This window comes from Bartonella sp. B17, from assembly GCF_053795755.1.
Genome location: NZ_CP200032.1, coordinates 684,612 through 710,255, shown reverse-complemented (window position 1 = coordinate 710,255; position 25,644 = coordinate 684,612). Strand labels below are relative to the sequence as shown.

The 25,644-nt window shown below is 36.5% G+C and carries 17 protein-coding genes; 10 read left to right on the top strand and 7 right to left on the bottom strand.

The genetic code is table 11. The features are described from left to right. Window positions 1-18: 18 nt before the first annotated feature. The 3 genes from V4B18_RS03150 to V4B18_RS03140 all read left to right on the top strand — a co-directional run bounded on the left by V4B18_RS03150 (window position 19) and on the right by V4B18_RS03140 (window position 2,545). Window positions 19-681 (top strand): LON peptidase substrate-binding domain-containing protein, encoded by a 663-nt coding sequence (locus tag V4B18_RS03150; RefSeq protein ID WP_455476379.1) that lies wholly within the window; start codon window positions 19-21, stop codon window positions 679-681. Between the two features lie 13 nt (window positions 682-694). Beyond that, entirely contained in the window at window positions 695-901 is a 207-nt protein-coding gene (locus tag V4B18_RS03145; protein WP_455476378.1) for a Trm112 family protein, read from the top strand. Window positions 902-1,513: 612 nt separating this feature from the next. Further along, a complete protein-coding gene (locus tag V4B18_RS03140; protein ID WP_455476515.1) occupies window positions 1,514-2,545 on the top strand; it encodes an aspartate-semialdehyde dehydrogenase in 1,032 nt (343 codons plus the stop codon). Between the two features lie 89 nt (window positions 2,546-2,634). Here V4B18_RS03140 and V4B18_RS03135 read toward each other — a convergent pair whose 3' ends face one another. After that, window positions 2,635-3,267 (bottom strand): SH3 domain-containing protein, encoded by a 633-nt coding sequence (locus V4B18_RS03135; RefSeq protein ID WP_455476377.1) that lies wholly within the window; start codon window positions 3,265-3,267, stop codon window positions 2,635-2,637. A gap of 509 nt (window positions 3,268-3,776) precedes the next feature. Here V4B18_RS03135 and V4B18_RS03130 point away from each other — a divergent pair. Genes V4B18_RS03130 through V4B18_RS03120 form a run of 3 tightly spaced genes read left to right on the top strand, consistent with a single transcriptional unit; the run spans window position 3,777 to window position 6,290 of the window. Beyond that, complete coding sequence (locus V4B18_RS03130) at window positions 3,777-4,595, top strand: MetQ/NlpA family ABC transporter substrate-binding protein (RefSeq protein WP_455476376.1); 819 nt, start codon at window positions 3,777-3,779, stop codon at window positions 4,593-4,595. Window positions 4,596-4,603: 8 nt separating this feature from the next. Further along, window positions 4,604-5,638 carry a methionine ABC transporter ATP-binding protein gene (locus V4B18_RS03125; protein WP_455476375.1) on the top strand — a complete coding sequence of 345 codons (1,035 nt, stop codon included), beginning with the start codon at window positions 4,604-4,606 and terminating at the stop codon, window positions 5,636-5,638. Further along, a complete protein-coding gene (locus V4B18_RS03120; RefSeq protein WP_455476374.1) occupies window positions 5,631-6,290 on the top strand; it encodes a methionine ABC transporter permease in 660 nt (219 codons plus the stop codon). Before V4B18_RS03125 ends, V4B18_RS03120 begins: the two co-directional genes overlap by 8 nt. Window positions 6,291-6,304: 14 nt before the next feature. On the opposite strand, the gene V4B18_RS03115 is transcribed toward V4B18_RS03120, so the two are convergent. Next, a complete protein-coding gene (locus V4B18_RS03115; RefSeq protein WP_455476373.1) occupies window positions 6,305-6,775 on the bottom strand; it encodes a MaoC family dehydratase in 471 nt (156 codons plus the stop codon). A 165-nt stretch (window positions 6,776-6,940) separates the two neighbouring features. On the opposite strand from V4B18_RS03115, the gene V4B18_RS03110 reads away from it, so the two are divergent. Then, window positions 6,941-8,275 (top strand): NAD(P)H-dependent oxidoreductase, encoded by a 1,335-nt coding sequence (locus V4B18_RS03110; RefSeq protein WP_455476372.1) that lies wholly within the window; start codon window positions 6,941-6,943, stop codon window positions 8,273-8,275. 278 nt (window positions 8,276-8,553) lie between these two features. On the opposite strand, the gene V4B18_RS03105 is transcribed toward V4B18_RS03110, so the two are convergent. Then, window positions 8,554-8,814, bottom strand: a complete 261-nt coding sequence (locus V4B18_RS03105) for a hypothetical protein (RefSeq protein WP_455476371.1) — start codon at window positions 8,812-8,814, stop codon at window positions 8,554-8,556. Between the two features lie 1,511 nt (window positions 8,815-10,325). Between V4B18_RS03105 and V4B18_RS03100 the strand changes: the two genes are divergently transcribed. Genes V4B18_RS03100 through V4B18_RS03090 form a run of 3 tightly spaced genes read left to right on the top strand, consistent with a single transcriptional unit; the run spans window position 10,326 to window position 13,097 of the window. Beyond that, a complete protein-coding gene (locus tag V4B18_RS03100; protein ID WP_455476370.1) occupies window positions 10,326-11,072 on the top strand; it encodes a creatininase family protein in 747 nt (248 codons plus the stop codon). 14 nt (window positions 11,073-11,086) lie between these two features. After that, window positions 11,087-12,115, top strand: a complete 1,029-nt coding sequence (locus V4B18_RS03095; RefSeq protein ID WP_455476369.1) for a CobW family GTP-binding protein — start codon at window positions 11,087-11,089, stop codon at window positions 12,113-12,115. Between the two features lie 10 nt (window positions 12,116-12,125). Continuing rightward, entirely contained in the window at window positions 12,126-13,097 is a 972-nt protein-coding gene (locus V4B18_RS03090; protein ID WP_455476368.1) for a WD40 repeat domain-containing protein, read from the top strand. 247 nt (window positions 13,098-13,344) lie between these two features. Here V4B18_RS03090 and V4B18_RS03085 read toward each other — a convergent pair whose 3' ends face one another. From V4B18_RS03085 to V4B18_RS03070, 4 genes are all read right to left on the bottom strand, one after another. After that, window positions 13,345-13,698 carry a hypothetical protein gene (locus tag V4B18_RS03085; protein WP_455476367.1) on the bottom strand — a complete coding sequence of 118 codons (354 nt, stop codon included), beginning with the start codon at window positions 13,696-13,698 and terminating at the stop codon, window positions 13,345-13,347. A gap of 871 nt (window positions 13,699-14,569) precedes the next feature. Beyond that, window positions 14,570-17,644, bottom strand: a complete 3,075-nt coding sequence (locus V4B18_RS03080; protein ID WP_455476366.1) for an autotransporter outer membrane beta-barrel domain-containing protein — start codon at window positions 17,642-17,644, stop codon at window positions 14,570-14,572. Between the two features lie 480 nt (window positions 17,645-18,124). Continuing rightward, window positions 18,125-21,229 (bottom strand): autotransporter family protein, encoded by a 3,105-nt coding sequence (locus V4B18_RS03075; RefSeq protein WP_455476365.1) that lies wholly within the window; start codon window positions 21,227-21,229, stop codon window positions 18,125-18,127. Window positions 21,230-21,955: 726 nt separating this feature from the next. Next, complete coding sequence (locus tag V4B18_RS03070; RefSeq protein ID WP_455476364.1) at window positions 21,956-25,117, bottom strand: autotransporter family protein; 3,162 nt, start codon at window positions 25,115-25,117, stop codon at window positions 21,956-21,958. Window positions 25,118-25,644: the final 527 nt, after the last annotated feature.

Genomic DNA, 25,644 nt, shown 5'->3' with positions numbered 1-25,644 from the left:
ATAAGGTTAAAAACACTGATGAAAGCTGGTAACGTCCTTTATAATGATGAAAATGATTTACCAAAACAAATTGCTCTTTTCCCTTTAGAAGGGGCACTTTTACTACCAGGAGGAGTTCTATCACTCAATATCTTTGAACCAGAAGCTCTCGAAATGGTTGAAGATGTGATGTTATCGAATCGCCTGTTAGGTATTGTTCAGCCACTTCCATCAAGAACAGACTGCCTGTCTACAGAACTTTACAAAACAGGTTGCATAGGGCGCATTACAAATTACAATGAAACTGGAAACGGGCGGCTTTTCATAATATTACAGGGGATTTGCCGCTTTACCTTAGAACAAGAGTTGGCTAACACAAAGTCCTATAGAACCGCCTCTATTAAATCAAATACAAAAGATTTACAAGAATCAAAAATCTCAGAAGAGATTAATCGAGAAAATTTATTAAACATTGTTGAGAAATATCTCACAATACATGAAATAGAATATAACTGGAGCAGTATCCTACAAACACCCACGACAATATTGGTTAACGCTTTTTCAACTCTCATCCCTTTTACACCAGCAGAAAAGCAAGCTCTGCTAGAAGCGCCCGATATTGGAAGCCGCGCCCAAACTCTTCTCGCTTTAACCGAACGCTCGCTCATGAAACAAGCAGGGACACATTATCATCTAAATTAATAAACTTCAAAATATGAAAAAAATAACCACTGATCCCAAAATGTTAGAGTTACTCGTCTGTCCAATTACAAAGGGAACGCTCTCTTTGGATCACAAAACGCAGGAGCTAATTTCACTCAAAGCAAAACTTGCCTACCCTATTCGTAACGGCATTCCCATTATGCTTGCCTCAGAAGCGCGCTCTTTGCAGCAAAATGAAAAGCAGCACATAAAAAAATAAGGCATCTGCACTAAATTTCTCTCATTGCAAAAAACTCTTACCAATTATTTCTTTATCAACAGATCTCTTTGTATTGACTGAACTTTTTCAGTATTTTCTTATTTTAAACAATAGGAAAAGTTCAAGTAAATTCCTTTTTTCGACAAAACTGACGTCATCGAAAAATACACAATCCCATTACTTATCTAAAATGAAAATCTCAATTGTAGTTTTTAACATGAGGAAGAGATTTTTGGAAATGAGAACAATAAAGTAAAAAGTAGGAAATGAAATATAAAAATTTTACCAGCGCAATGAGAGGAACAATCATTACAAAATTTAAATTTCTCAAGGGAGATAATTGACAGAAGATAAGCGATTGACTAGACTAAAGCATTGTTAAGAAGATGTTCGCATGGCTTGACATAAAGTATCCAAACTTTCTCAGCTTTCAATGAACCAAAAAGACGGTGCATTTAAATGAGCCGATCAGTAGTGTTTACGAATTATTGTTGGCGTGTGTAAACAATGAACCTATGAAAACCGACAATACAATTTAGGATTCCTTGGCAAACTCGCCCTCTCCTGAGTGTAGCCTAAGGAGAAAAGTGGAGAGGAACAGGAGTGCTAAAAATGAGTTTTAAAATTGCAATCGTCGGCGCTACTGGAAATGTTGGTCGTGAAATGCTAACGATTTTGGAAGAACGAAACTTCCCTGCTCATGAAATAATCCCTTTAGCATCGCGGCGTTCATTAGGGCAGACTGTTCCTTATGGCGACAAAACTTTAAAAGTAAAAGCACTTGATACATACGACTTTTCCGACACAGATATATGCCTCATGTCAGCGGGAGGAAGTATTTCCCAAACATATGCCCCTAAAATCGCTGCTACAGGTTGTATCGTGATCGACAACTCATCCACCTGGCGTTACGACGCTAATATCCCGTTGATCGTTCCCGAAGTTAATGCTGAAGCTATTAGTGAGTTTTCCAAGCGCAATATCATAGCAAACCCTAATTGCTCAACAATTCAGCTTGTTTTAGCTTTAAAACCTCTCCATGATGCAGCAACAATTAAACGCGTTGTGGTGTCCACTTATCAATCAGTTTCTGGAGCTGGTAAGCAAGGAATGGATGAATTATTTGAGCAATCACGAGCAGTCTTCGTTGCCGATCCAATCACATCAAAAAAATTCACCAAACGCATTGCTTTTAACGTCATCCCTCATATCGATGTTTTCATGGAAGATGGCTATACCAAAGAAGAATGGAAAATGGTGGTTGAAACGAAAAAAATTCTTGATCCTAAAATCAAATTAACAGCAACAGCTGTCCGTGTCCCTGTCTTTATCGGTCATGCTGAAGCCGTTAATGTTGAACTCGAAAAACCACTAAGTGCCAATGAAGCGCAAAATCTTCTGCGCGATGCACCTGGTTGTCAACTTATTGATAAACATGAAGATGGCGGATATATAACTCCCTATGAATGCACAGGAGAAGATGATACCTTTATTAGCCGCGTTCGCGAAGATATCACCGTTGAAAATGGTCTAGCTTTCTGGATTGCTGCCGACAATTTAAGAAAAGGAGCGGCATTAAATACAGTTCAAATTGCTGAATTGCTTGTCTCTCGTAATCTGATAAATCCTAAATCAATAACTTAAAAGAAAAAGCGCAGCATGAAACAAAAAAATGTTTTATGCTGCTATGTTTCTTTTCCGCAATCTCAACGATAGTAAATTTTCTTTATCTTTCATCTGTATGGAACAGGATATGTCACAACACGATAACGCGTTTCGTTCCGTTCAAAATTTTTATAATTAACGTCATCGGGAAATAAAGGATTATAAGCGGCCACGTGTTCTACAGATATATTCTGCACCTGTGTTGAAGGATCCAAAATCGTCCGCTCATCCCTTTTTATGCCTGTGTGATTGACGGGCACATCTGTTATGTAGCGACTTTGTACCCATTGTCCTATTTTTTGAGGTTTCATAATAGCTTTGGGACTAGGGATAACATGTTTAATACTATTCTTTTCTCGTGTTTTCATCATTGAATCTGATTTCACACGCGTAGATGTAAAAGAAATCGTAGGAACATCGTTGGTATTTAAATAACGCGCAGATGCCCAACCAACTATTCCATTATATTGAAATGAGCACCAAGTTTTATCGGGTAAGCAGCCGTTAACTTGCACTTTCGCTCCAGCTGGAATTATTGCTATAGTTTTGTAAGTTGGAGCAGGGTTCGTATGCAAAATTGCATGCCCCGCTGCTATACGGGCAGCTCTTGCAGCATTTGCATAAGATACCGACACTCCAAACCATAATCCTACCAAAGATAATATAACCGTCGTGGTTGATAACAAATTCTTATTTAGCACTATCTCTTATTCCTCTTCATAATATGAGGACAAAATATTTATATTTGCTTTTGCAAAATTTACTTGATTTCAATAATGGTGATCAATCGCTTCCTTAAGATACACCACATTTTGAAAAAACTCTTTTATTTTGTCCTTTACCGCTCGATACACGTGGATTTATTGTCTAAACTGTAGTGTGCAACTCATGAATTGCCAGCTTGCAATAATACAATCTGATCGCTTTCTTATTCAGATAACCATACTTTAAAGAAGTTTTAAAATTACCATTGGTTCCCCACAAATTATCGCAACATAAAAATTCATCACCTGAATTTGAAATAAGAGCTTCCTGTTAATCCCTGTTGTTCTCTTCAAAATGCTTACAATATAAAAGGCTACAATATTATTTTTGAATAAAAGTAATTGCATATTATATTAAGCTTTTATACTTTCTGATCTCCCTAGAATAATGAGAAGTATATTGAGTTTTCCCTCAAAAATCTTTTGCAAAAGAAAGACAAATGTACATGATATCAAAAAAATTATTTCAGAATACCACTATCAGATTACTCTTTTCTCTTTTTGCAATTTTCTTGTCTACAGCCTTTTCAATGGCAGTAGATAAATCAAACATCAAGCTTGGTGTTATGGAAGGAGAGGAAGCTGACATTTGGAAAGTTGCTATTGAGCAAGCCAAAAAAGAGAATCTAAACATTGAACTGATCTATTTTTCTGATTACGCTTTACTCAACGATGCTGTTTATGCAGGAAATATTGATGCAAATGCTTTTCAGCATGCACCTTATCTTAACAATCAAATTGAAAATCATGGCTATAAACTTTCAATTGCGGGATACACATTTATTACGCCCATGGGTATCTATTCGCACAAAATTAAAGATATAAAAGAGCTGAGCAATGGAGCAAAAATTGGCATCCCTAATGATCCATCAAATGGCGCAAGAGCCTTACTTCTTCTCAATTCTTTAGAGCTTGTTAAATTAAAAGATCCCCAAAATATTCTCGCATCCCCACTGGATATCATTGAAAATCCAAAAAATTTTAAAATCCGTGAATTAGATGCCGGTATTTTGGGGCGTGCAATTGATGATTTTGATATCGTGATTGTAAATACGAATTGGGCTTTGACGACCGGATTAGATTTGCAAAAAGATGCCATTGCATGGGAAAAAATAGAAAATAATCCTTATAACAATGTTATCGTGGTGCGTAGCGCTGATAAAGACAAGCCATGGGTTCAAAAATTGGTTTCCTCCTACAATAGTGAAGCTGTCCGTGCAAAAATTAAAGAAATTTTTGGCATAGCTGCCCAAACATCTTGGTAAAAATATAAATGGACAATCCCGCTCTTATTTCCTTAAAAAACATCAGCTGCCGTTTTAGAAAAACAGCTAAAAATTTAGCAATAAATCATTTGTCTCTCGATATCCATGCAGGTGAAATTCTTGGTATTATCGGACGCAGTGGAGCAGGTAAATCTACGCTTATGCGCTGCTTAAATGGATTAAAACGCATTGATGAAGGATCTCTTTTTTTTGAAGGTGTTAATATTTCAAATCTCTCTGAGCAAGAATGGGTACCTTATCGTCAACGCATTGGCATGATTTTTCAACATTTCAATCTTTTATCATCGCAAAAAGTAATTGATAACATTGAATTACCATTAAAATTAGCAGGCATAAACAAAAAACAACGTCGTGAACGTGCCTTTGAACTTATTGAATTAGTAGGACTATGTGGTAAAGAATATTCTTATCCCGCAGAACTTTCAGGAGGGCAAAAACAGCGCGTAGGAATTGCACGCTCTTTAGCAGTTAATCCCAAAATATTGTTATCAGATGAAGCAACATCTGCTCTTGATCCTGAGACAACACAATCTATTTTAAAGCTTCTTGCCGATATTAATAAGCGTCTCAATCTTACTATTGTACTCATTACCCATGAAATGGAAGTTGTGCGCACCATTGCGCATCGTGTTGTTGTTCTCAATCAAGGATGCATTGTGGAAGAAGGATGTGTGAAAGATATTTTTACATCACCACAAGAAGAGACAACCATTGCCATGCTTAAGCTTGTTACACCACAACTTCCTGAAAAATTTGTAAAAAAACTTAAACCAACAGGGCAAGAAGCTGTCATTGAAATTAATATTGCAGGTGAAATTGCTCAACAACCTTTTCTCAGTCTTCTTGAAGATGAAATCGGTTTAAGAGCGCGTATTTTGCATGGTGGTATTGATACAATCCAAGGTGAAACCATTGGCCGTCTATTCCTTGGTCTTCCTGGGCAAGATAAAGAAATTTTAAAAAAAGCTATCAATTGGTTGACAGAAAAAGGTCAATATTGCGAGGTTTTAGGCTATGTTTAATATCCTCTCTCATGAACTAACCCGTGCTATTTTTGATACATTATTAATGACAATAAGCGCTTCTTTGATAGCACTTATTGTAGGACTTCCGCTCGGACTTCTGCTCTATACAACCGCACGCGGAGGGCTTTTTGCATCACGCCTTATAAACCGTCCTTTAAGCCTTATTGTTGATAGTATTCGCGCAATCCCTTTTATTATTCTTGCATTTTACCTTTTACCTATCACCCGTATAGTTGTAGGGAGCGGCGTAGGAATGCCTTCTGCAATTTTTGTCCTCACCATTTCAGCCATTCCTTTTTATGCACGAATGGCAGAACTTTCTTTTAGAACAGTCGAAAATGACTTAATTGAAGCCGTTCGTTCCATGGGAGCTAATCATCTTCAACTTGTTAGATATGTTCTTATCCCTGAAGCACTCCCGCACTTAATTACAGGATTTACAGTCATGATCATCTCTCTTATCGGAGCCACTTCACTTGCAGGGTACCTAGGAGGAGGCGGTTTAGGAGATATGGCAATTCGCTATGGTTACCAACGTTATAATACCTTTATTATGACAATAGTTATCATCCTTTTAATTATTTTGAATGTTATTATCCAATGGTCTTCCGATAAAATTGTACAAAAACTTAATAAAGCAAAGCACTAAAATAATTTTTACGTTTAATTTTTTTTCTCAATCATAGCTATAATAAGCCATTGAGCAGTTAGAGCTGGCTTTTTTAACTGCTCAATTTCTATCGTGGCTTCATAATGAAAAATAACCCGACCGGAAGGGCGAATCTCAGCATCACTCAAAACAAAACGAGCGCGTACCCGCGCTCCCGTCTTTACAGGGTTCATAAACCGCACTTTATCAAAACCATAATTGATCTCCATTGTTGTATCTTCCAGCTTAGGAAGTGCTTCATAAGCCAGAGTAGACAAAAGAGATAATGTCAAAAAACCATGAGCGATAGTGCCACCAAAGGGCGTTTCTTTTGCTCTTTCTTCATCCACATGAATCCACTGATGATCATCTGTTGCGCATGCAAATTGATTAACCATATCTTGTGTGACAAGACGCCACTGCGATAAGCCAACTTCTTTCCCTATAAAGTTTGCTATATCGTGCACTGCTATTTTTCGCTGCATAACGCCATTCCTGTTTTATTTGATAAAAGATCTCACGCCCTCTTGCTTTTATAAAACCCATTGATTAGAGCATCAAGAGTAAACGCGTCTTAATAATAGGCAAATATCTTTTTTGGCAAAGTAGTTTTCAAATGGGAAAAAACAATAACAAATAGGATCAAGACAATGGCAAGCAATGTGAGCCTGACGGGTTTGGCGCGTGATTTAAAGCAGCGTGCAGAACATCATCATCCTATCCGAATTGGACTGGTTGGCTGTGGTGAAATGGGAACAGATTTACTATCAAGCGTTGCACATATGGATGGTATAACCGTTGCAGCCGTCGCTACCCGAACACCATCACGTATTTTTGACGCAGCAACACTAGCCTATGGCGAAACTGGTCATGTGCGTGAAGTTGAAAATACCAATGCCTTAACAAAAACCATTGAAGAAGGCTTGATTGCAGCCACAGATGACATTGATCTTATTTTGCGTAACGAACAAATTGATATTATTGTTGATGCAACAGGATACCCAGAAGCTGGTGCAGAAATTGGCTTCAAAGCACTTGAGAACAATAAACATCTTGTTATGATGAATGTTGAAGCAGATGTTACGATTGGCGCTTATTTAAAACATGAAGCGGAAAAGCGAGGTCTCGTTTATACACTTGGCGCCGGTGATGAACCCTCTTCCTGCATGGAACTCATTGAATTTGTTTCAGCTCTTGGACACAAGATTGTTGCAGCCGGTAAAGGTAAAAATAACCCACTTATCTTTGATGCCACACCTGATCTTTACGAAGAAGAAGCATTACAACGTAATATGAATGTGCGCATGTTGGTTGAGTTTATTGATGGCTCTAAAACAATGGTTGAAATGGCAGCTATTGCCAATGCAACCGGACTTCTTCCCGATTGCCCTGGAATGCATGGACCACAAGCAGCACTCCAAGATTTAAGCAAAGTGCTTATCCCCAAAAAGGACGGTGGTATCTTGAACAAATATGGTGTTGTAGAATATTCAATAGGTCAAGGAGTTTCTCCTGGTGTTTTTGTAATTGCAGAAATAGCACATCCACGTCTACGCGAACGTATGGAAGATTTAAAAATTGGTCATGGACCTTACTTCACCTTTCATCGTCCCTATCATTTAACAGCAATGGAAGTTCCTCTAACCTGTGCACGCATTATGCTTTATGGCAAAAAAGATATGGTACCGCTTAATCATCCAGTAGTGGAGGTCTGTGCTGTTGCTAAAAAAGATTTACATCCTGGTGATAAATTAGACTTTATCGGTCTTTACAGTTATCGTGCTTGGATCATGAACATTGCAGAAGCACGTGCCCACCAAGCCATTCCGTGCGGTCTTTTGGAAAAAGCGACAGTTACAGCTGAAATTAAAAAGAATGAGCTTATCACAGTGCATAACACCACCATTCGAGAAAACCAGTGGATTGCACGACTTCGGGCTAAACAAGATCTTTTATTAAATCCCTCTCCCCCCGCTAACGCCTAAAAAACTCTATTGCCTTTTTATTGCAAAAGATTCGTAGGCTTGTAAACGAAGACTCTGACCCAACCTTCTTGAAAAAGAAGAACATAAACTGGAGAATTGTAAACTTTCTCCAATATATATACATGAAAAAAGTATTCCATATTGTTTTCAATAATGTAATTGAGTAATCTTCCTTCCTCTCCCAATGTAGTACAAACCACACCAGATAGATATTGTTTTTCAAAAATAATGAAATAATTAACGAAGCTTATTAACGCGATAGATAGGCTATTAATGAATTAAAGTAGTAATGCCAAAAGAGCTACCAAAATGTTAGGGAGATCTCCCACCAATAAAGTTGTTAGCAATGAGACAACCCCTACACCTCCCCAAACTCCTGCATATTGTTTAAATAAAGATACTTTCTCAACTTTACCAAAAGCCAATCCGTCTTGTTCTCCAGTATCTCGGATAACAGCCATGTCCATATCTCTTGCCCTCATAACTGCATTTTTTTCTGATAGAGCAAGAACTGTTTCTTCTTGAAATTGAGCTCTCACAACATTCGCATTACTCTCTACAATATGTGAAAAACAAAGAATTAATGTTATAAAAACACACGAACATATACAATTTTTAAATAATTTAAACATAACTCATTTTGCTCCATCTTTTTCGTTACTGAAAAAGCTAAATAATATTCATAATATATAAATAACAAAATTTACATTTAACTATTTATTTTAATTTAAAATAATACAATTAGATATAATACGTTCTATAATTATTAACATTACGTATATAATACATTATGCATTACATGGCAAGACACAAAAAAGACATAATTAAACTTTTTTATTAAATATAATCAAAAAATATTTTTCTGAAATGCTAACTTAAATAAGCTCGTATAAAGATCAGCTCCCATAAAACTCAATATTGTAAAGAAATTGCGCATAATTGCTAAGGTAACATTATTAAAATTTACAGGATCAAAATAAACTCTATCGCTAATCTACAGTGCATTATTGTCACTAAAACTTTTAAGAAGATTCATTTTTGCATCAGAAAAAACAAAACATTCATAAAACGACTTTTAGACATAAATCAAAGAAAAATATTTTGGTTCTTTGTTAATAAAATCAAAAATAGAGTAAATACTTATGATAATATAGCACATATTGTAATAAATTAAGCTAATATACTATACAATCTTTTATAATCATTTCCTTCATTTTAACTCTTTTTGCTCTTCTTATAAGCGAACAAACACATCTCAAATAGTAAAATTTGCCCGCTTCTAAACAGACTGCATCACCCCTTATAAAATCGACCAATCGACCTATCATTCTAAGCATCATGACAACTTAAAAATAGATCCTGATCTCTCTTAATTCCCCCTATCATCCATCATCTTAATGACTGTATATTGTAGATAAGCGTACGATTGCTCTCCAGCGCATCAATATTAACCAAACCTCCTCAAATTATTCCCCCCATTACACCAACTTTCTACCATTAAATAAAAAAACTGTAACCACACTATTTAAAGGCCAAAACAACCAAATGCAAAAAATAACCCAATAAAGATTTTTACTATTTTGATACATTTTACAGACATTTCAAAAAGATGATCCTAGAATCTAGATTAGAAATCAAAGACCTTATAGTCATACTTTTCGCATCAATAGCCGTATCTTGCCTTTTATCTCCATAACAGCAATGGGAAGATTTTGCAGTTCTACCTTAACTTGGAATTTGAATAATTTGATGACACGGAGTATTCGATAGTCTTTTGAAATTAGCTTTTTAAAAACAACAGCACTAATCAGAAAATTTCACAAAATATACTTAATCTTTGAAGAAAAAAATCTTGATATTCTACTGAAATTTTATATAAATTTTTCAGTGATGTTTCACTTTAACAAAACTCTAAATTTTGTTACATATATATTTGATACAAAAACGTCCTTATTTGTATTTTTCTTACATATAGATTAGGGTCGAGAAGAACAATTTCACCATCTTTGAAGATCCTATAGCTATTAATTTTTCTTTTTGGCAATAAATTATGATATCCGACTCCGATACGCCTTTCCTTGCTCTTTTGCCCTTAGGTGCACACGAATATCACGGGAATCATCTTCCATTTGAAACTGACTGGATTATCGCTGAAGCTTTTGCAAAAAAACTCACTTTACAAGCAAAAAAGCAATTTGATATCGCGCTCTTGCCAGTTGAAAAGATTGGTTATTCAGTAGAACACATGGATGTTACTGGCACACAAACGCTCACCTTTTCTGATGCTGTAGAACGATGGATAAACATTGGTGAAAACTGCTATCGCAAAGGTATCAAACGTTTTCTTCTTCTCAATGCCCACGGAGGCAATTCTCCTTTAATGAGTATTGTTATTACCGAATTACGAAGACGTTTTTCAATGCTTGCGGTAGCAACAAGCTGGAGTCGTTTTGGCTTACCACAAGGATTAATGAATCCATCTCAATCCCATCTTGATATCCATGGAGGATTTATCGAAACCTCTTTAATGCTTTATTTAGCGCCAGAAAAAGTGCGTCTAGAAAAGGCAGAAAATTTTCATAATAAGCAAGCCGATATGATTGCCAATTATCAGTATTTACGCGCCTATGGTCCTCATGCCTTTGGGTGGAAAATGCGTGATCTTAACCCGCAAGGAGTGGCAGGTAATGCAAGTAAAGCAACATCACAAGCAGGAAAAGCAATTTTTTCTCATGTTCTTTGTGGGCTTCGTGGTTTACTTGATGATATCAGTCGATTTAAAATAAATACCTTGTGATAAAAGGCACAACCATGGAAAAAACACAAAATACATCCAATAAACTTCCCGTTACAGTTCTCACAGGCTACCTTGGATCGGGAAAAACCACTCTTCTCAATCGCATTCTTAGCGAAAACCATGGCAAACGTTATGCAGTTATTGTCAATGAATTTGGTGAAATTGGCATCGATAATGACCTTATCGTTGAATCGGACGAAGAAATTTATGAAATGAATAATGGTTGTGTTTGCTGCACCGTGCGTGGTGATCTTATTCGCGTTTTAGAAAGCCTGATGCAACGTTCTCACCGATTTGATGCCATCATCATAGAAACTACAGGACTTGCTGACCCTGCTCCCGTTGCACAAACTTTTTTTATGGATGATACCGTACATGAAAAAACTGCACTCGACAGTGTCATAGCAGTTGTTGATGCAAAGCATTTTCCGCTCCAACTTAAAAAAAGCCGTGAAGCTGAAGAACAAATTGCCTTCTCTGATATCATTTTATTAAATAAAATTGATCTTGTCAGTGCAGAAGAACGCGCAAACGCTGAATCGCTCATTCTTGCAATTAATCCTTGTGCCACACTTTATGCAACAGAACGCGCCAATATCCCTCTTGATAAACTCCTCAATCGCGGTTCCTTTGATCTACAACGCATCTTAGATAATGATCCTCATTTTTTAAACCACCAACATTCAAACCATGTATGCGATGCCAATTGCAATCATGATCATGAACATCACCATACATCTACCATTCATGACATTACGATAACTTCTTTAAGTTTTAAAACAGGTGCCTTAAAACCAGAAAAGTTTTTCCCATGGATTCAACAGATTACGCAGCAACAAGGTCCTGATATTTTGCGTTTAAAGGGTATTATTGCATTTCAAGGAGATAATGATCGTTATGTCATTCAAGGCATACACATGATCCTTGAGGGACAACATCAGCGTCCATGGCGTAAAAATGAAAAACGTGAAAGTCGACTTGTTCTTATTGGCCGCACCCTCGATGCCAAAAAACTGAAAACTGGTTTTGAAAATTGCGCATAAGTGAGTGAAAATGCCAAGTATTATCAATTATGATCTCCAAAGCTATTGTCTTTCCTGCGGTTTTATAGACGATAAACCAGCTTTCGTTTCGGTGGAAGGTTTTATTGTTTTTTTAAGCTCAGTCCCACAAACCATTGAAGTTCATCAAGGCATAATTTCAAGTGATTTCTCTCATGATAACACAGCTATCATCACAGGTGGAGAAGATGGAAAGGCTTGCCAAACAACAGCCGATGGTTGTACCAAAGTTTTAGGGAGGCAAGAACGAAAATGGATAAGCAATGTTGCTTTTGGACCACAAAAAGCTTTTGCCTTTGCTTCTTCTCGTCTAACAACGGCAAATGTCTGTAAAGGATCACAAGAGCTTATTCATGAACGTAGCGTGGAAAGTCTTGCTTTCGCACCAAAAGGTTTACGACTTGCTGTTGCCCATTACAATGGTATTACCCTCCATTGGTTATCAACGCAAGCAGCACCAACTACATTGGTATGGAAAGGAGCACATTTTGGTGTCACTTTCTCACCAGACAACCGTTATGTAATTTCTACTATGCAAGAAAATGCCCTACATGGCTGGCATCTCGCAAATAATCAACATTTACACATGGGCGGCTATCCAAGCAAAGTTAAAAGCTGGTCTTGGAGCCCAAAAGGAAGATGGCTAGCAACATCAGGTGCATCAGCAGCTATTGTCTGGCCTTTTCATACAAAAGATGGACCTATAGGAAAAACACCGTTGGAACTTGGTACACGAGCAAATGCACTTGTCAGCACAGTCTCATGCCACCCAAATGAAGAAATTGTCGCAATAGGCTTTAATGATGGAATGATTTCATGCGCACGTTTTCATGATGGAAAAGAAATCCAACTAAAAAATTGTGGGAAAAGTGCTATTTCCGCACTAAGCTGGGATAAAACAGGCCATAATCTCGCCTTTGGGAGCGAAAGTGGTGAATGCGGCATTATAAACATTACTACTTAAGAAAATACTAAAAACAACCGTCACTGCAGTTTAAAAGAAGTAGAAAAAACTTCCCAATATGACTTAATATGAAAATCCGATCTCTCGTTATGCTTAAAAGACTAAACGCACTAAACTCTAATAATACCTAAAAAACAGCAAGCCGCTTTACCTTCAAAATTGCCAAGAAAAACGGCTTGCTCTCAACACTCGTAATATCAATATGCTCCTCCATAATCACAAAAAATGAAGCTTACACTTTCGCTTCTTAAATCACTCTAGCAATACTTGAAAACCATCTAAAAACACTTGAAAAGACATTCCTAAAAAAAATCTTAAGATCACTTCCTATTCTTGCAACCCTACTACTATTAGTCCTGTAACCCACTGCTTTTTCAAACTTTACGTCGATAAATTCTTTATTTTTTTCAGCACTTTCATCTACACTAAAGACAGCTCTATGCACTGCCATCATATTTTCTTCTGCTAACATAACAGTGGGAATAACATATTGAGGCTGCTTCATTTCAAAATTTGCATTAGCATCCGTAACTTGCAAAAAAGAACAAAGAGACACTACAAAAATATATAGAGATATATTCTTTTTAAACATTTTACTCATAACATCACCTCAAACTTCTTTCTCCCCTCTTCAAAATACGAGCAAAGCTCAAAAAGCATCCAATAAACACCTTAAAAATATGAAAATGCACTTATTGGACACCATAAAATAATAACACATTTTGTGTCTAATGTAAATGAAAACCATAGTGAAATATGTAAAGAAGAGACAATCATAGATTATAAAATGTGCAAAAAACGCATAAAAATGATTTAAAACTGATAATACAAATGAGTAAAAAAGCTCTTTTAAGCTTATGCTCTCAAAGCATACCACTGTAAATATGTTGGAAAATAATCGTAAATAAACAGCAAATTCAGCTTCTAAAAAATTAAAAACACCCAGCTGAAAATCATCTCCAAAAAGCGACCTGCTTTTTCTCAAAACTCCAGTAAAGCAGCTTGCCATCACATTAATGATAACAAGCTATTCGTTCCTAACAATTTATAAATCGTTTTTTAAAAAAGCTACTTCAATAATATGCAAAATATACACCTTAGCATTTAAAACCATCCCCCAAACAAAATTCAAAAAACCGTTAAGTTTACTTTTTGTTCAACTCATCAATCCCGAATTTTTCTTTCTCAAGTTTTCCAGCTATGAGTTTTTCTTTTTGTCATCATTTTCATTCTGAACACCGATGATCGCTACCCGCCATTTTCTTAACATTTTTTTGCGCTGCTTCAGCAACAGGAATAACACGCTAATGTTTACCCCTCCAAAAACTTGCATTGGCATCTACAACTTACAAAAAAACATAAATAGTTACTGCTAAAATCCATAAAGAAAATTTTTTTAACATTTTGATTACAATCCTCTCTCCTTTCTTAAACAAAGAGAAACGTATCTCTTACTCATCTAAAAAATATAGCTAAAACTGATAATTTAAACCAACAGAAAAAATAGCTCCAGAAAAACCAGCCTTGGTAAGTTTATATTGGTAAGCAAAATCGCTATTAAGTGTAATATTTTGAGATAATTGAGCATTTAAACCTAATCCAGCTTCCAAAGAAGAACCAAAAGAACCTAACAGAAAAGCATCTTTGAAATGCACAGATCCTGTTTTACTAAAATCATGAGCAAAATGAAATTTGCTATAAAAAGAAACAACAGGTGCTTTTTCGATCACAGCAATTGTCTTGGTTAAACGCCCACCAACACGCACCATCCATTGATCAAGTTTTCCCATATCAATATCAAAGTGATCAATATCATGCGCCTCTTTAAATCGGAGATATTGATAAATAATCTGAACCTGCGGATCAAAAGCAAAACCTTTACATTTTGTCATAAATACTTCACCAACGGTCAATGAACTACTCAGAACCCTGCTCTTTAACGTCGCTGTCTTGCCTCGCGCAAGAGTGAAAACATCACCTTGAGATAAACCATAAGATAAAATGCCATCTACATAAAAGCCTGTATCATGCAGCATGCTACCATACGCTGTAACTGTCCATTTATCAAATGTGCTTTCTTGACTTTGAGCAACATCCTGAGGTTGCATAGACAATTTTCCATAAGTCCCTATGATACCAAAGGCTGTAGTACTGTATTTATTCTCGCTTTTTTGTAGCAAAATTCCTGCCTCTACAGCGTTATAGTCAATATCGCCGGCATAACCATATTCAAGTGCAGACAAATTTGAATCATAATGGTAATTTCCACTATAACCACGAAGGGAAAAAGCGGGATTTTCATCCGTTTTCAAGGATAGACTGAAAATAGTCCGCAGAATCTCCAACTGCTTGCTTTGATTGCTGATATCTATCAAACCAACTTGAAATAAGCTGTTTGGCAAGAGCAGATAAGTCGGAACTTGCGGGACAACAACTCTCACATGTTGTGGAAAATGCGAAATAGGTTTCGAAGTAGATACAACTGAAGGTTTCACAGGCACAGCAACAGGAAGATTGGGCTCAGGCATGGCAGGAGCAGCAGATGTAACAGAAGGATCCTCAGGTATAGGATTAGAGACAGCAGGAAATTCATCAGGCTCATCAGGTTTAGAAGAAACAGGAGGTGTAAGAGAAGTGACCTCAGGTTCATGTTCATCAGGAATACGAGGAAGATCTGAAGATTCTGGATTTTTTTCAATCTGAGGATCAATAGAACTAACCTCGGACGTAATAATATGATGATCACTTTCAGTAACAGTATTAAAAGTATTATTAGTAGAAGCGTGATCATGATTCTCTGGATCAGAATTAGGAATAGAATTTAAATCAGGAGTGGGAAGAGAAGTAGGATAAACAACCTTACTTTCAAGACGAAAATCCCAAAACGGTGCAGAACCTTGAATCAATCTTTGATCAGCATATAAATCAGTATTTGCTGGTCCTAAAGTAGAATTTGGACCATAAGCAACAAGACGATACTGATAAGGTGAATCGCCAAGCGAAACATAACCACCACCTAATTGAAAAGAATCTTCTTCCGCTTTTCCAGAAACCTGAATAAGTGAAATCCCTTTACTACTGCCTTGACCTGTAACGGCTCCCTTACTATGTCCTAGAACGCCTTGCACATACACTGTTGTTTGCCCTGAAACATCACCATGGATTAAAAGCCGATCAGTATTTTGATTTACAAGGTCTCCCCCTTCATTCAAATATGTATTGAGATAAAGACGTGCATCACCTTGCGCAGTATAAACAACACCGCTTCCTTTCCCGATATAAAGTATTTGATAATGATAAAGTTCGTTGGATCTTGGTGCTTCAAAATAAATAGAGCTATTAGTAATATGTAGCGATGAAAGATCCATAACACTCAAATCTTCAAGTGTTTCATTTTTGTGTTTCGATAAAACCCATTTGGAATAATTCATTAATTTAATTTCCGCAGTAGAATTATCATAAACACGAGCTTTTCCTTTCAGTATAGAAGCGTCAGCTTCAATCTTTATGGAAGAATTATCCTTAACTACCAGTAATAAGTCTCCAGAAACTTTCGTGTCTTTTGAAAGCTTAAGAGAAGTCTCAAAGTTTTTATTATAAATAGCAGTACCGTTTGGAACTGTAATGGTCGTCCCTTCCAGATTGACCTTGCCCTTTCCAGGCATGACTATTTGTCCCGAATCTTTAAATGTAGCATCCCAAAAAAAAGCCATACCGTAAAATGGATTACCCTTCACGACAATAGTGGAATCCTTTATGGTAGCATGATTATCAATTCCCTCTAATAAAAGACCATGGGCATTATCAACATCAATCTTACCGTTTTTCATCTCAAGACTGCCACTACCTTGAAGCATATGTAGGGCTGCACTTTTATTACCATTGCCCATATTTGTCGTTCGACTGCTCTTTTCGGTAATGGAAATGTTATTTAAAATGGCTTTCCCCTCTCCCCCTGTTTGAACTCCGGTACCATTTGTAAAATCAATTGATCCTCCTGTCATCTTAAGGTTTGCACCACTCTGACTCAAAAGGCTTATCGCACCATCACCTGTTTTAATTTTTGTATTGGTTAAAGCGACAGATGATTGTTTACTGACTACACCAACACCTATTTTAGCTGCATCAATCGACACGATTTTCATCTCAAGTTTACCATGATGAACATTCGCACCTACGAAGACATCTTTTAAAACTGAATTATCTAAAGTAACTGCTCCTCCCTCTGATACCTTTACACCACACATCCAAGGACTCTTTTCCGAGTCGCGGTCTGCACCATTAGCAGAGCTAACAGTTATATTATCTGCTTTAATCGCTGTATTTTTCCCAGATGCCTCGATAGCTATTTTAAGGTCTTTCCCATTTTGCTGATAAGTTTTCTTAGAAATGCTGTGCGTTTTACCATCATTACACCGATAAGATGAACCATCTTCTTTACATTCAAATGAAGTCTCTTTAGAAGGCTGCGCACTAGTATCAGCATCATGCACAAAGAAAAGAATAAATGTTGTGAAAGTACACAAAGGTAGATGATTTTTAGACATTCTAATCATTGCTTTTACAAACTTTCTTCCCCTGCTCATTAAAAACAAAAACACGCATTCTGCTAAGTCTCTTTAGCTGCGTGCGTCTCATATAACACATTTTGTGTTCTATTAATACATTTTGTGTTTTATGTAAAGATAGAATCAAAGAAATACGAAAAAAGTCGCAATTTTAATTTATAATTTTTATGAAGAACTGATAATAAGTATCTGAAAAATAATAATAAAATGTATTCCCATAAAAGCCGCCATCCCAAAACAGCTTTGGTGAATTCATAAATCATAAAATGCAATGCAAATGCTAAATTGAGATATAAAAATCCAATTCAGTTTTATTTTAAGAAAAAATCATAGAAGCTAAACTAAAGAATACTTTTTAATTAAATAAGATCTTATTTTCAAAATTGTTAGCAAAGTAAAACTGATAAAAGAAAAAGCCCCAAGCTATACTTGCGACTTTTAAGAAAATTAATGACCAAATTAAAACTGGTAGCGCAAGCCCCCAGAAAAAGTAGCTCCAGAAAAACCAGCCTTGGTAAGCTTGTGCTGATACATCAAATCACCGTTCAGTGTAAGCTTGGGCAACAATTGAGCATGAAACCCTAACCCTGCTTCTAAAGAAGAACCAAAAGCTCCCAATTGGAAAGCATCTTTAAAGTGAACAGTTTTATTTTCTCCAAAACCATGAGCAAAGTGCAACTTACCATAGAATGATAAAACACGTGCATCTTCCTTGGCAGAAAGTGTTTTTGTTAAGCGCCCACCAACACGCGTCACCCACTGCTCAAGATTACCCAACTTAATAGCAAAATTGTCAATATCATGCGCATGATTAAACTGGAGATGCTGATAAACAACCTGAACTTGCGGATCGAAAACAAGACCGCTCGATCCTACCATCAGTGCTTTACCCGCTATTACCGAAACATTGAGAGGATGACCTTTCAACGTTGCAGTTTTGCCTCGTGCACGAGTGAAAACATCGCCTTGAAATAAACCATAAGAGACAAGACCATTGACATAAGCTCCTCCATCATGCTGCATGCTACCATATGCTGTAAGCATCCACTTCTCAAAGGCACTTTTTTTACTTTGTTCAACATCAACAGGTTGCAGAGAAAGTTTGCCATAAGTTCCTATAACGCCAAAAGACGTCGTGCCATATGCACTCTCAATGGCTTTAAACAAAACACCTGCCTCGACAGCATTATAATCAAGATCGCCTCCGTAACCATATTTAAACACAGGCAGATCTGAAGTATAATGGTAGTTACCACCATATCCACGGACAAAAAAGGCTGAAATTCTATCACATTTCAACACCCCCCCAAAAGCAGTTTGCATAATTTCTAAACGCTTACTGAGATTACTGATATCCACCAAGCCAGAATGAAACAAAGCATTTGGCAAAAGCAAGTAAGTCGGAACTTGCGGAACAACCACTTTTACCCCAAGGTCAGAATCAGGCTTTTCAGCTTCAGGCTTAAATTCAGGTTGATCAGGCTTAGGTTGATCAGGCTTAGGCTTCACATATGCACTTTTGAGATAAAAATTCCAAAATTTTCCCTCACCTTTAACCAATCTTTTAGAAAAATCTCCTTTTAAATTAGATTCTTCACCATATTGAGCATGAAGCCTATACGCATAAGGTGAACCTTCCAACGCAACATAACCACCATCTAGCTCAAAAGAATCTTCTTTTGCCATTCCAGAAACCTGAATAAGCGAAATTCCCCCACTATCTTTATTATTTTTTGCATATTTCTCTGAATTTTCTGAAACCGCACGTACATGAACCGTAGTTTTTCCCTCAACACTACCATGGATTAAAACACGATCCGTCTGTCGGTTATCATGCGAATCATCAGAAGCCAAATATGTGTTAAGGTAAATCTGAGCCTTATCATCTGTTTTATAAACTACACCCTTTCCTGTTCCAATACGGAGTGTTTGATAAAAATGATCTTGAGTAGATTTTGGTTTTTCAAAATCAATAGAACTATCCCAAACGACTAGTGATGAAATAGATGATAAACCATTATGAGAATCTTTCCGTAGCTTCTCTTGTAAAATCCACTTTGACTGATAAGCCAAATAGAGTTCAACAATAGAACTATCTACAATACGAGTACCTCCCTTAAGAACAGATTTATCAGCTAAAATTTTTATAAAAGCACCATGTTCGGCTTTTAATAGTGAATTTTTTGAAGCCATAGTGCTCTGAGATAACTCAACAACGCCATGAGAATAGTCCCCACCATAAATAGCTGCATCATCAACTACCAATGTTGTGTGCCCCATCTGAACAATATTAGTTTTAGGAGAAACTACCCCTTTTAGTTTTTGTTCACTATCTTGCTCTGTTATTAGTTTATCTTTTTGAAAATATATACCATAAGATCCGTCACCTTTCACTGTAACGTTAGATTTTTTAATATGGACTTTAGATCCAAACCTACTATCTAACTTTAATGAATTCGTATCTCCATCTACACTCCTCAACGCGTCCTCATGCAATGTAATGTCGGGATTTTTTAGCAACATGCCATGAAGATTCATCACATTAATATTTCCCTCCCGAAAATCAATAGAACCATCATGCACAAAAAAAGCTGCATGATTTTTAGGATTTTTTTCTTCGCCCTTTCCAGTAATAGTAACATTATCGAAACTCACGCTTGCATATCGCATCACATAAGCTGCATAACTATTCAGAAAATCAATTGATTCACCTTTCATTTGAACTCTTGAACTACCAAAACTATAAATGCTCGCCTGTCCATTTTTTGTCTCAGCTTTTACATTATTTAAGGTAACAACCGTTGGCTCTCCTATTGCCTGAACAGCAATGCCACTTTCTTTAATAACACCTCCATTTACCTCTATTTTTCCATCACTCACATGAAGAGCAACTTCTGTATTTTTTACGGTAAGATTTGTCAAAGCAACTTCTCCACCCTTTGATACAGATACACCACGTTTATAAGATTTACCTTGAATTTTACTGCTAACAGTTACCTCTTTCCCAGTCACTTTTGTCTTTTTCGCTTGTTTCCCATTTTCTGCTCCTCCTTTTACCTCTATAGCAATAGCAGGAGGATCTTTAGCAGGAAAACTTTGAGTCCCCTCAATAAGCTGCTCCATAATCATAAAAGAATAATTATCGATGCTGTCTTCTTTGCAACTATCACATATGTAACGTAATTTATCCTTAGATTTCTGAACCACCCCATTATTAGGATTATAATAGTCGATTAAAATATAGCCATAATCCGTAATCCCCTCACCAGAGAAATTAGGAGGATTATGACCATACTCAGAAGAGCCATTATTGAAATGAGGATAATAATAATGACCATATTCATTGGCAGAAAATTCCCCAAGAACCTCAAAAGAATGATTGACATTAGGTACAGAAGTACCACTGCGTATAGGAGTAACAGTAATCACATAAGAACCATTCCCTCTTTTATCAGCATCACTGTTCCCTGTATTAGCGCAAACCGCCACCCCATTTTGAAACAAAGAAAAAATAGCTGTTGTGAAAGCACATAAATTTATATGATTTTTTAACACTTTAGTCATAACTCCATCAACTCCCCCCTTCCCCTCTAGTTGAAACTAAAAATATTTGTGAAAACATCTTTCAACACAAAAACAAAAAGGTGCGTCTCATGCTCATTTGACTAATGTCATGAATTATCTAAACAAATTCAGCAGAAAATCTGCCGCCAACAACAACTCCTAATAAGTTAATAGTTATTAATTACAATTAATAATTGTATAATACATTACGTGCTATATGTAAAGAAAAAATAAAACCATAACGTGTAACGGAAGCCACAACACGTCCTTAGAACCCTGAAAGAGCTAATAAGCGAAAAGTTGTAAAATAAAATAACTAAAATAAAGAGAAGAACTGGTTTTTTAAAATCTTCGCTTTCGTTAGTATCAAATTATTATAAACTGACACAGTGGGGGGATTTTCATATTGTACGCTGATACTACTGCACTCTCCAATTTGAGAAAAAGCAACAAACGCTTATAAAAATCCTCTCGAATAAAACTGATGAATGCATCGCATCATTACTATCCAAAAAATTTAAACCAATCCGCTTTAGCGTAAAGAAAAATGATACGGCTATCAGATGCTTTATTCAGTAATCAAAAAGAAAAATATCGTAGATCTTTTCATCAATATTAAAAGAGTGAAGATCCTTTGATGAAAGAATACAGATTATCCTACATAAAAAGGCAACACACTGTGCTGCCTTTTTATTTATATCAAAGGTTATATTATGTAGAACTTATTTAAAACTGGTAGCGCAAGCCCCCAGAAAAAGTAGCTCCAGAAAAACCAGCCTTGGTAAGCTTGTGCTGATACATCAAATCACCGTTCAGTGTAAGCTTGGGCAACAATTGAGCATGAAACCCTAACCCTGCTTCTAAAGAAGAACCAAAAGCTCCCAATTGGAAAGCATCTTTAAAGTGAACAGTTTGATTGTCTCCAAAACCATGAGCAAAGTGCAACTTACCATAGAATGATAAAACGCGTGCATCTTCCTTGGCAGAAAGTGTTTTTGTTAAGCGCCCACCAACACGCGTCACCCACTGCTCAAGATTACCCAACTTAATAGCAAAATTGTCAATATCATGCGCATGATTAAACTGGAGATGCTGATAAACAACCTGAACTTGCGGATCGAAAACAAGACCGCTCGATCCTACCATCAGTGCTTTACCCGCTATTACCGAAACACTGAGAGGATGACCTTTCAACGTTGCAGTTTTGCCTCGTGCACGAGTGAAAACATCGCCTTGAAATAAACCATAAGAGACAAGACCATTGACATAAGCTCCTCCATCATGCTGCATGCTACCATATGCTGTAAGCATCCACTTCTCAAAGGCACTTTTTTTACTTTGTTCAACATCAACAGGTTGCAGAGAAAGTTTGCCATAAGTTCCTATAACGCCAAAAGACGTCGTGCCATATGCACTCTCAATGGCTTTAAACAAAACACCTGCCTCGACAGCATTATAATCAAAATCGCCTCCGTAACCATATTTAAACACAGGCAGATCTGAGCTATAATGGTAGTTACCACCATATCCACGGACAAAAAAGGCTGAACCCTCATCACTTTTCGATGGTTCTTCAAAAGAAATTCGCATAGCTTCTAAACGCTTACTGAGATTACTGATATCCACCAAGCCAGAATGAAACAAAGCATTTGGCAAAAGCAAGTAAGTCGGAACCTGCGGAACAACCACTTTTACCCCAAGGTCAGAATCAGGCTTTTCAGCTTCAGGCTTAAATTCAGGTTGATCAGGCTTAGGCTTCACATATGCACTTTTGAGATAAAAATTCCAAAATTTTCCCTCACCTTCAACCAATCTTTTAGAAAAACTATTTTCTGCTAAATCAGATTCTTCACCATACTGAGCATAAAGCCTATACGCATAAGGTAAACCATTTAACGTTACATAATCATTAGCTAGCTTAAAAGAATTGCCTTCCGCCTCTCCAGAGACCTGAATAAGCGAAATCCCCCCACTATCCTCATCAATTTTTTCATATTTCTCTGAATTTTCTGAAACCGCACGTACATGAACTGTAGTTGTTCCTTCAACACTACCATGAATTAAAACACGATCCGTTTGTCGGTTATCATGCGAACCATCAGAAGCCAAATATGTATTAAGAGAAATCCGCGCACCTTCTTCTGCTTTATAAACTACGCTCCTTCCTGTCCCAATACGAAGTATTTGATAAAAGTGATCTTGAGCAGACTTTGGTTTTTCAAAATAAATAGAACTGTTGCTAAGATCTACGGATGAAATATTAGATTCATGCGAATTATCACGTTGATTTTGTGGTAAAATCCATGTCGAACCACCACTAAAATAAAGCCTAGCAACAGAATCTTTATCAACAAAAGTGCGTCCTTTAAGAATAGAACTTTGAGAAAAAATTTGCACAGAAGAACCCTTCTCAGCTTTTAGCAAGAAATCTTTTGAATTAATAGCACTTTGTAATAAGGTAACAAGACCATAAGTAGTATTAGCGCTATAAACAGCTGCCGCTGAGCCCTTAACCGAAAGCGTTGTATCGCGCAAATCAACAGCTTCTACTTTAACTTTTTCCTCTAAGGTTTCTTCACCACTTGGTCTTTTAAAATTTTTATCGCTTCCTTTAAAATAAATACCATGAGACGAATCTCCATCCACTGTAAAAAAAGAATTTTTAATATAAATCGCAGTCGCAGTTCCTCCCTCTCTAGAAACCAAAATTGCATTAGGATCACTGATTGTATCTTCTAACACTATGCCATGGAAATCCGTAGCATTAATATTTCCATCCTTAAACTCAACATTTCCCCCTTTATCCATGAGAAAAACCGCATAGTCACCTCGATTTTTTTCTCCGCCCCTTCCAGTAATAGTAACATTCTCAAAAGACACTTTCCCATTCTCCGCTGAATAAACGCCATTATTATCCATAAAATCAAAAGACTGGCCATTCATCCAAACTTCTGAATCATAAGAACTAGAAATACTAGCCTTCTCACCCACACCGCTCGTATTCATTTTTACATTATATAAAGCAACACTCCCTTTATTTATTGCTTTAATAGCAGCATTACGTCCCTCAATATCCCCATGATTTACCTTAATCTTTCCATTACTATTTGCATAAAAAACAATCCTTGCATTTTTGACAGTAAGATTTGTTAAATCAACTTCTCCGTCTTGGAATGCATATACAGCATACGCAAAAGGCGCTTCCGAAACTTCACTGATAATTTTTACCTTGTTTCCACTAACTCTTGCTTTTTTTACTTCCCCCCCTATACTCTTTCCCCTTACCCAAATAGCAGAATGATCAGAAAGAACTTTATCAACATCATCAGAAGTAATCTTAAAAAAATACTCGTCAATTCTGCTTTTCTCTCCACAGTTATTGCATTCATATTTGTGTAGCTGATCTTTCCGAAACATCTCATTAGAGGTAGCATTATAATAGTTATAATAGTAGTAGGTAGCAACCAAACCGCGATCAATGTCTTGATAAGCGTTATTACGTTTAGGATTATGTTGGTATCTAGCACAAATACCGCGATTAGAATCACAGTGAATATCAACACGATTACCATTTTTATCATTAGTCATTTCAACGAAAGAACTGCCGAAATAGCTTTTGGAACTATCTTCTTCTCCATGAGAATTATCCCTATCATCGAAACGAACATCTCCATCGATAGGACGACCATCAAGAAAACTGTTAAAATTCGGTAAAAAAACATTGAGCTTATCAGAAGAAGAAACCGTGATCACATAAGAACCCTTCCCTCTTTTATCAGCATCACTGTTCTCTATATTGGCACAAACCGCCACCCCATTTTGAAACAAAGAAAAAATAGCTGTTGTGAAAGCACATAAATTTATATGATTTTTAAACACTTTAGTCATAACTCCATCAACTCCCCCTTCCCCTCTGGTTGAAACTAAAAATATTTGTGAAAACATCTTTCAACACAAAAACAAAAAGGTGCGTCTCATGCTCATTTGACTAATGTCATGAATTATCTAAACAAACTCAGCAGAAAATCTGCCGCCAACAATAACTCCTAATAAGTTAATAGTTATTAATTACAATTAATAATTGTATAATACATTACGTGCTATATGTAAAGAAAAAATAAAACCATAACGTGTAACGGAAGCCACAACACGTCCTTAGAACCCTGAAAGAGCTAATAAGCGAAAAGTTGTAAATAAAATAACTAAAATAAAGAGAAGAACTGGCTTTTAAAAATCTTCGCTTTCGTTAGTATCAAATTATTATAAACTGACACAGTGGATGGGATATTTCATATTGTACGCTGATACTGCACTCTCCAATTTGAGAAAAAGCAACAAACGCTTATAAAAATCCTCTCGAATAAAACTGATGAATGCATCGCATCATTACTATCCAAAAAATTTAAACCAATCCG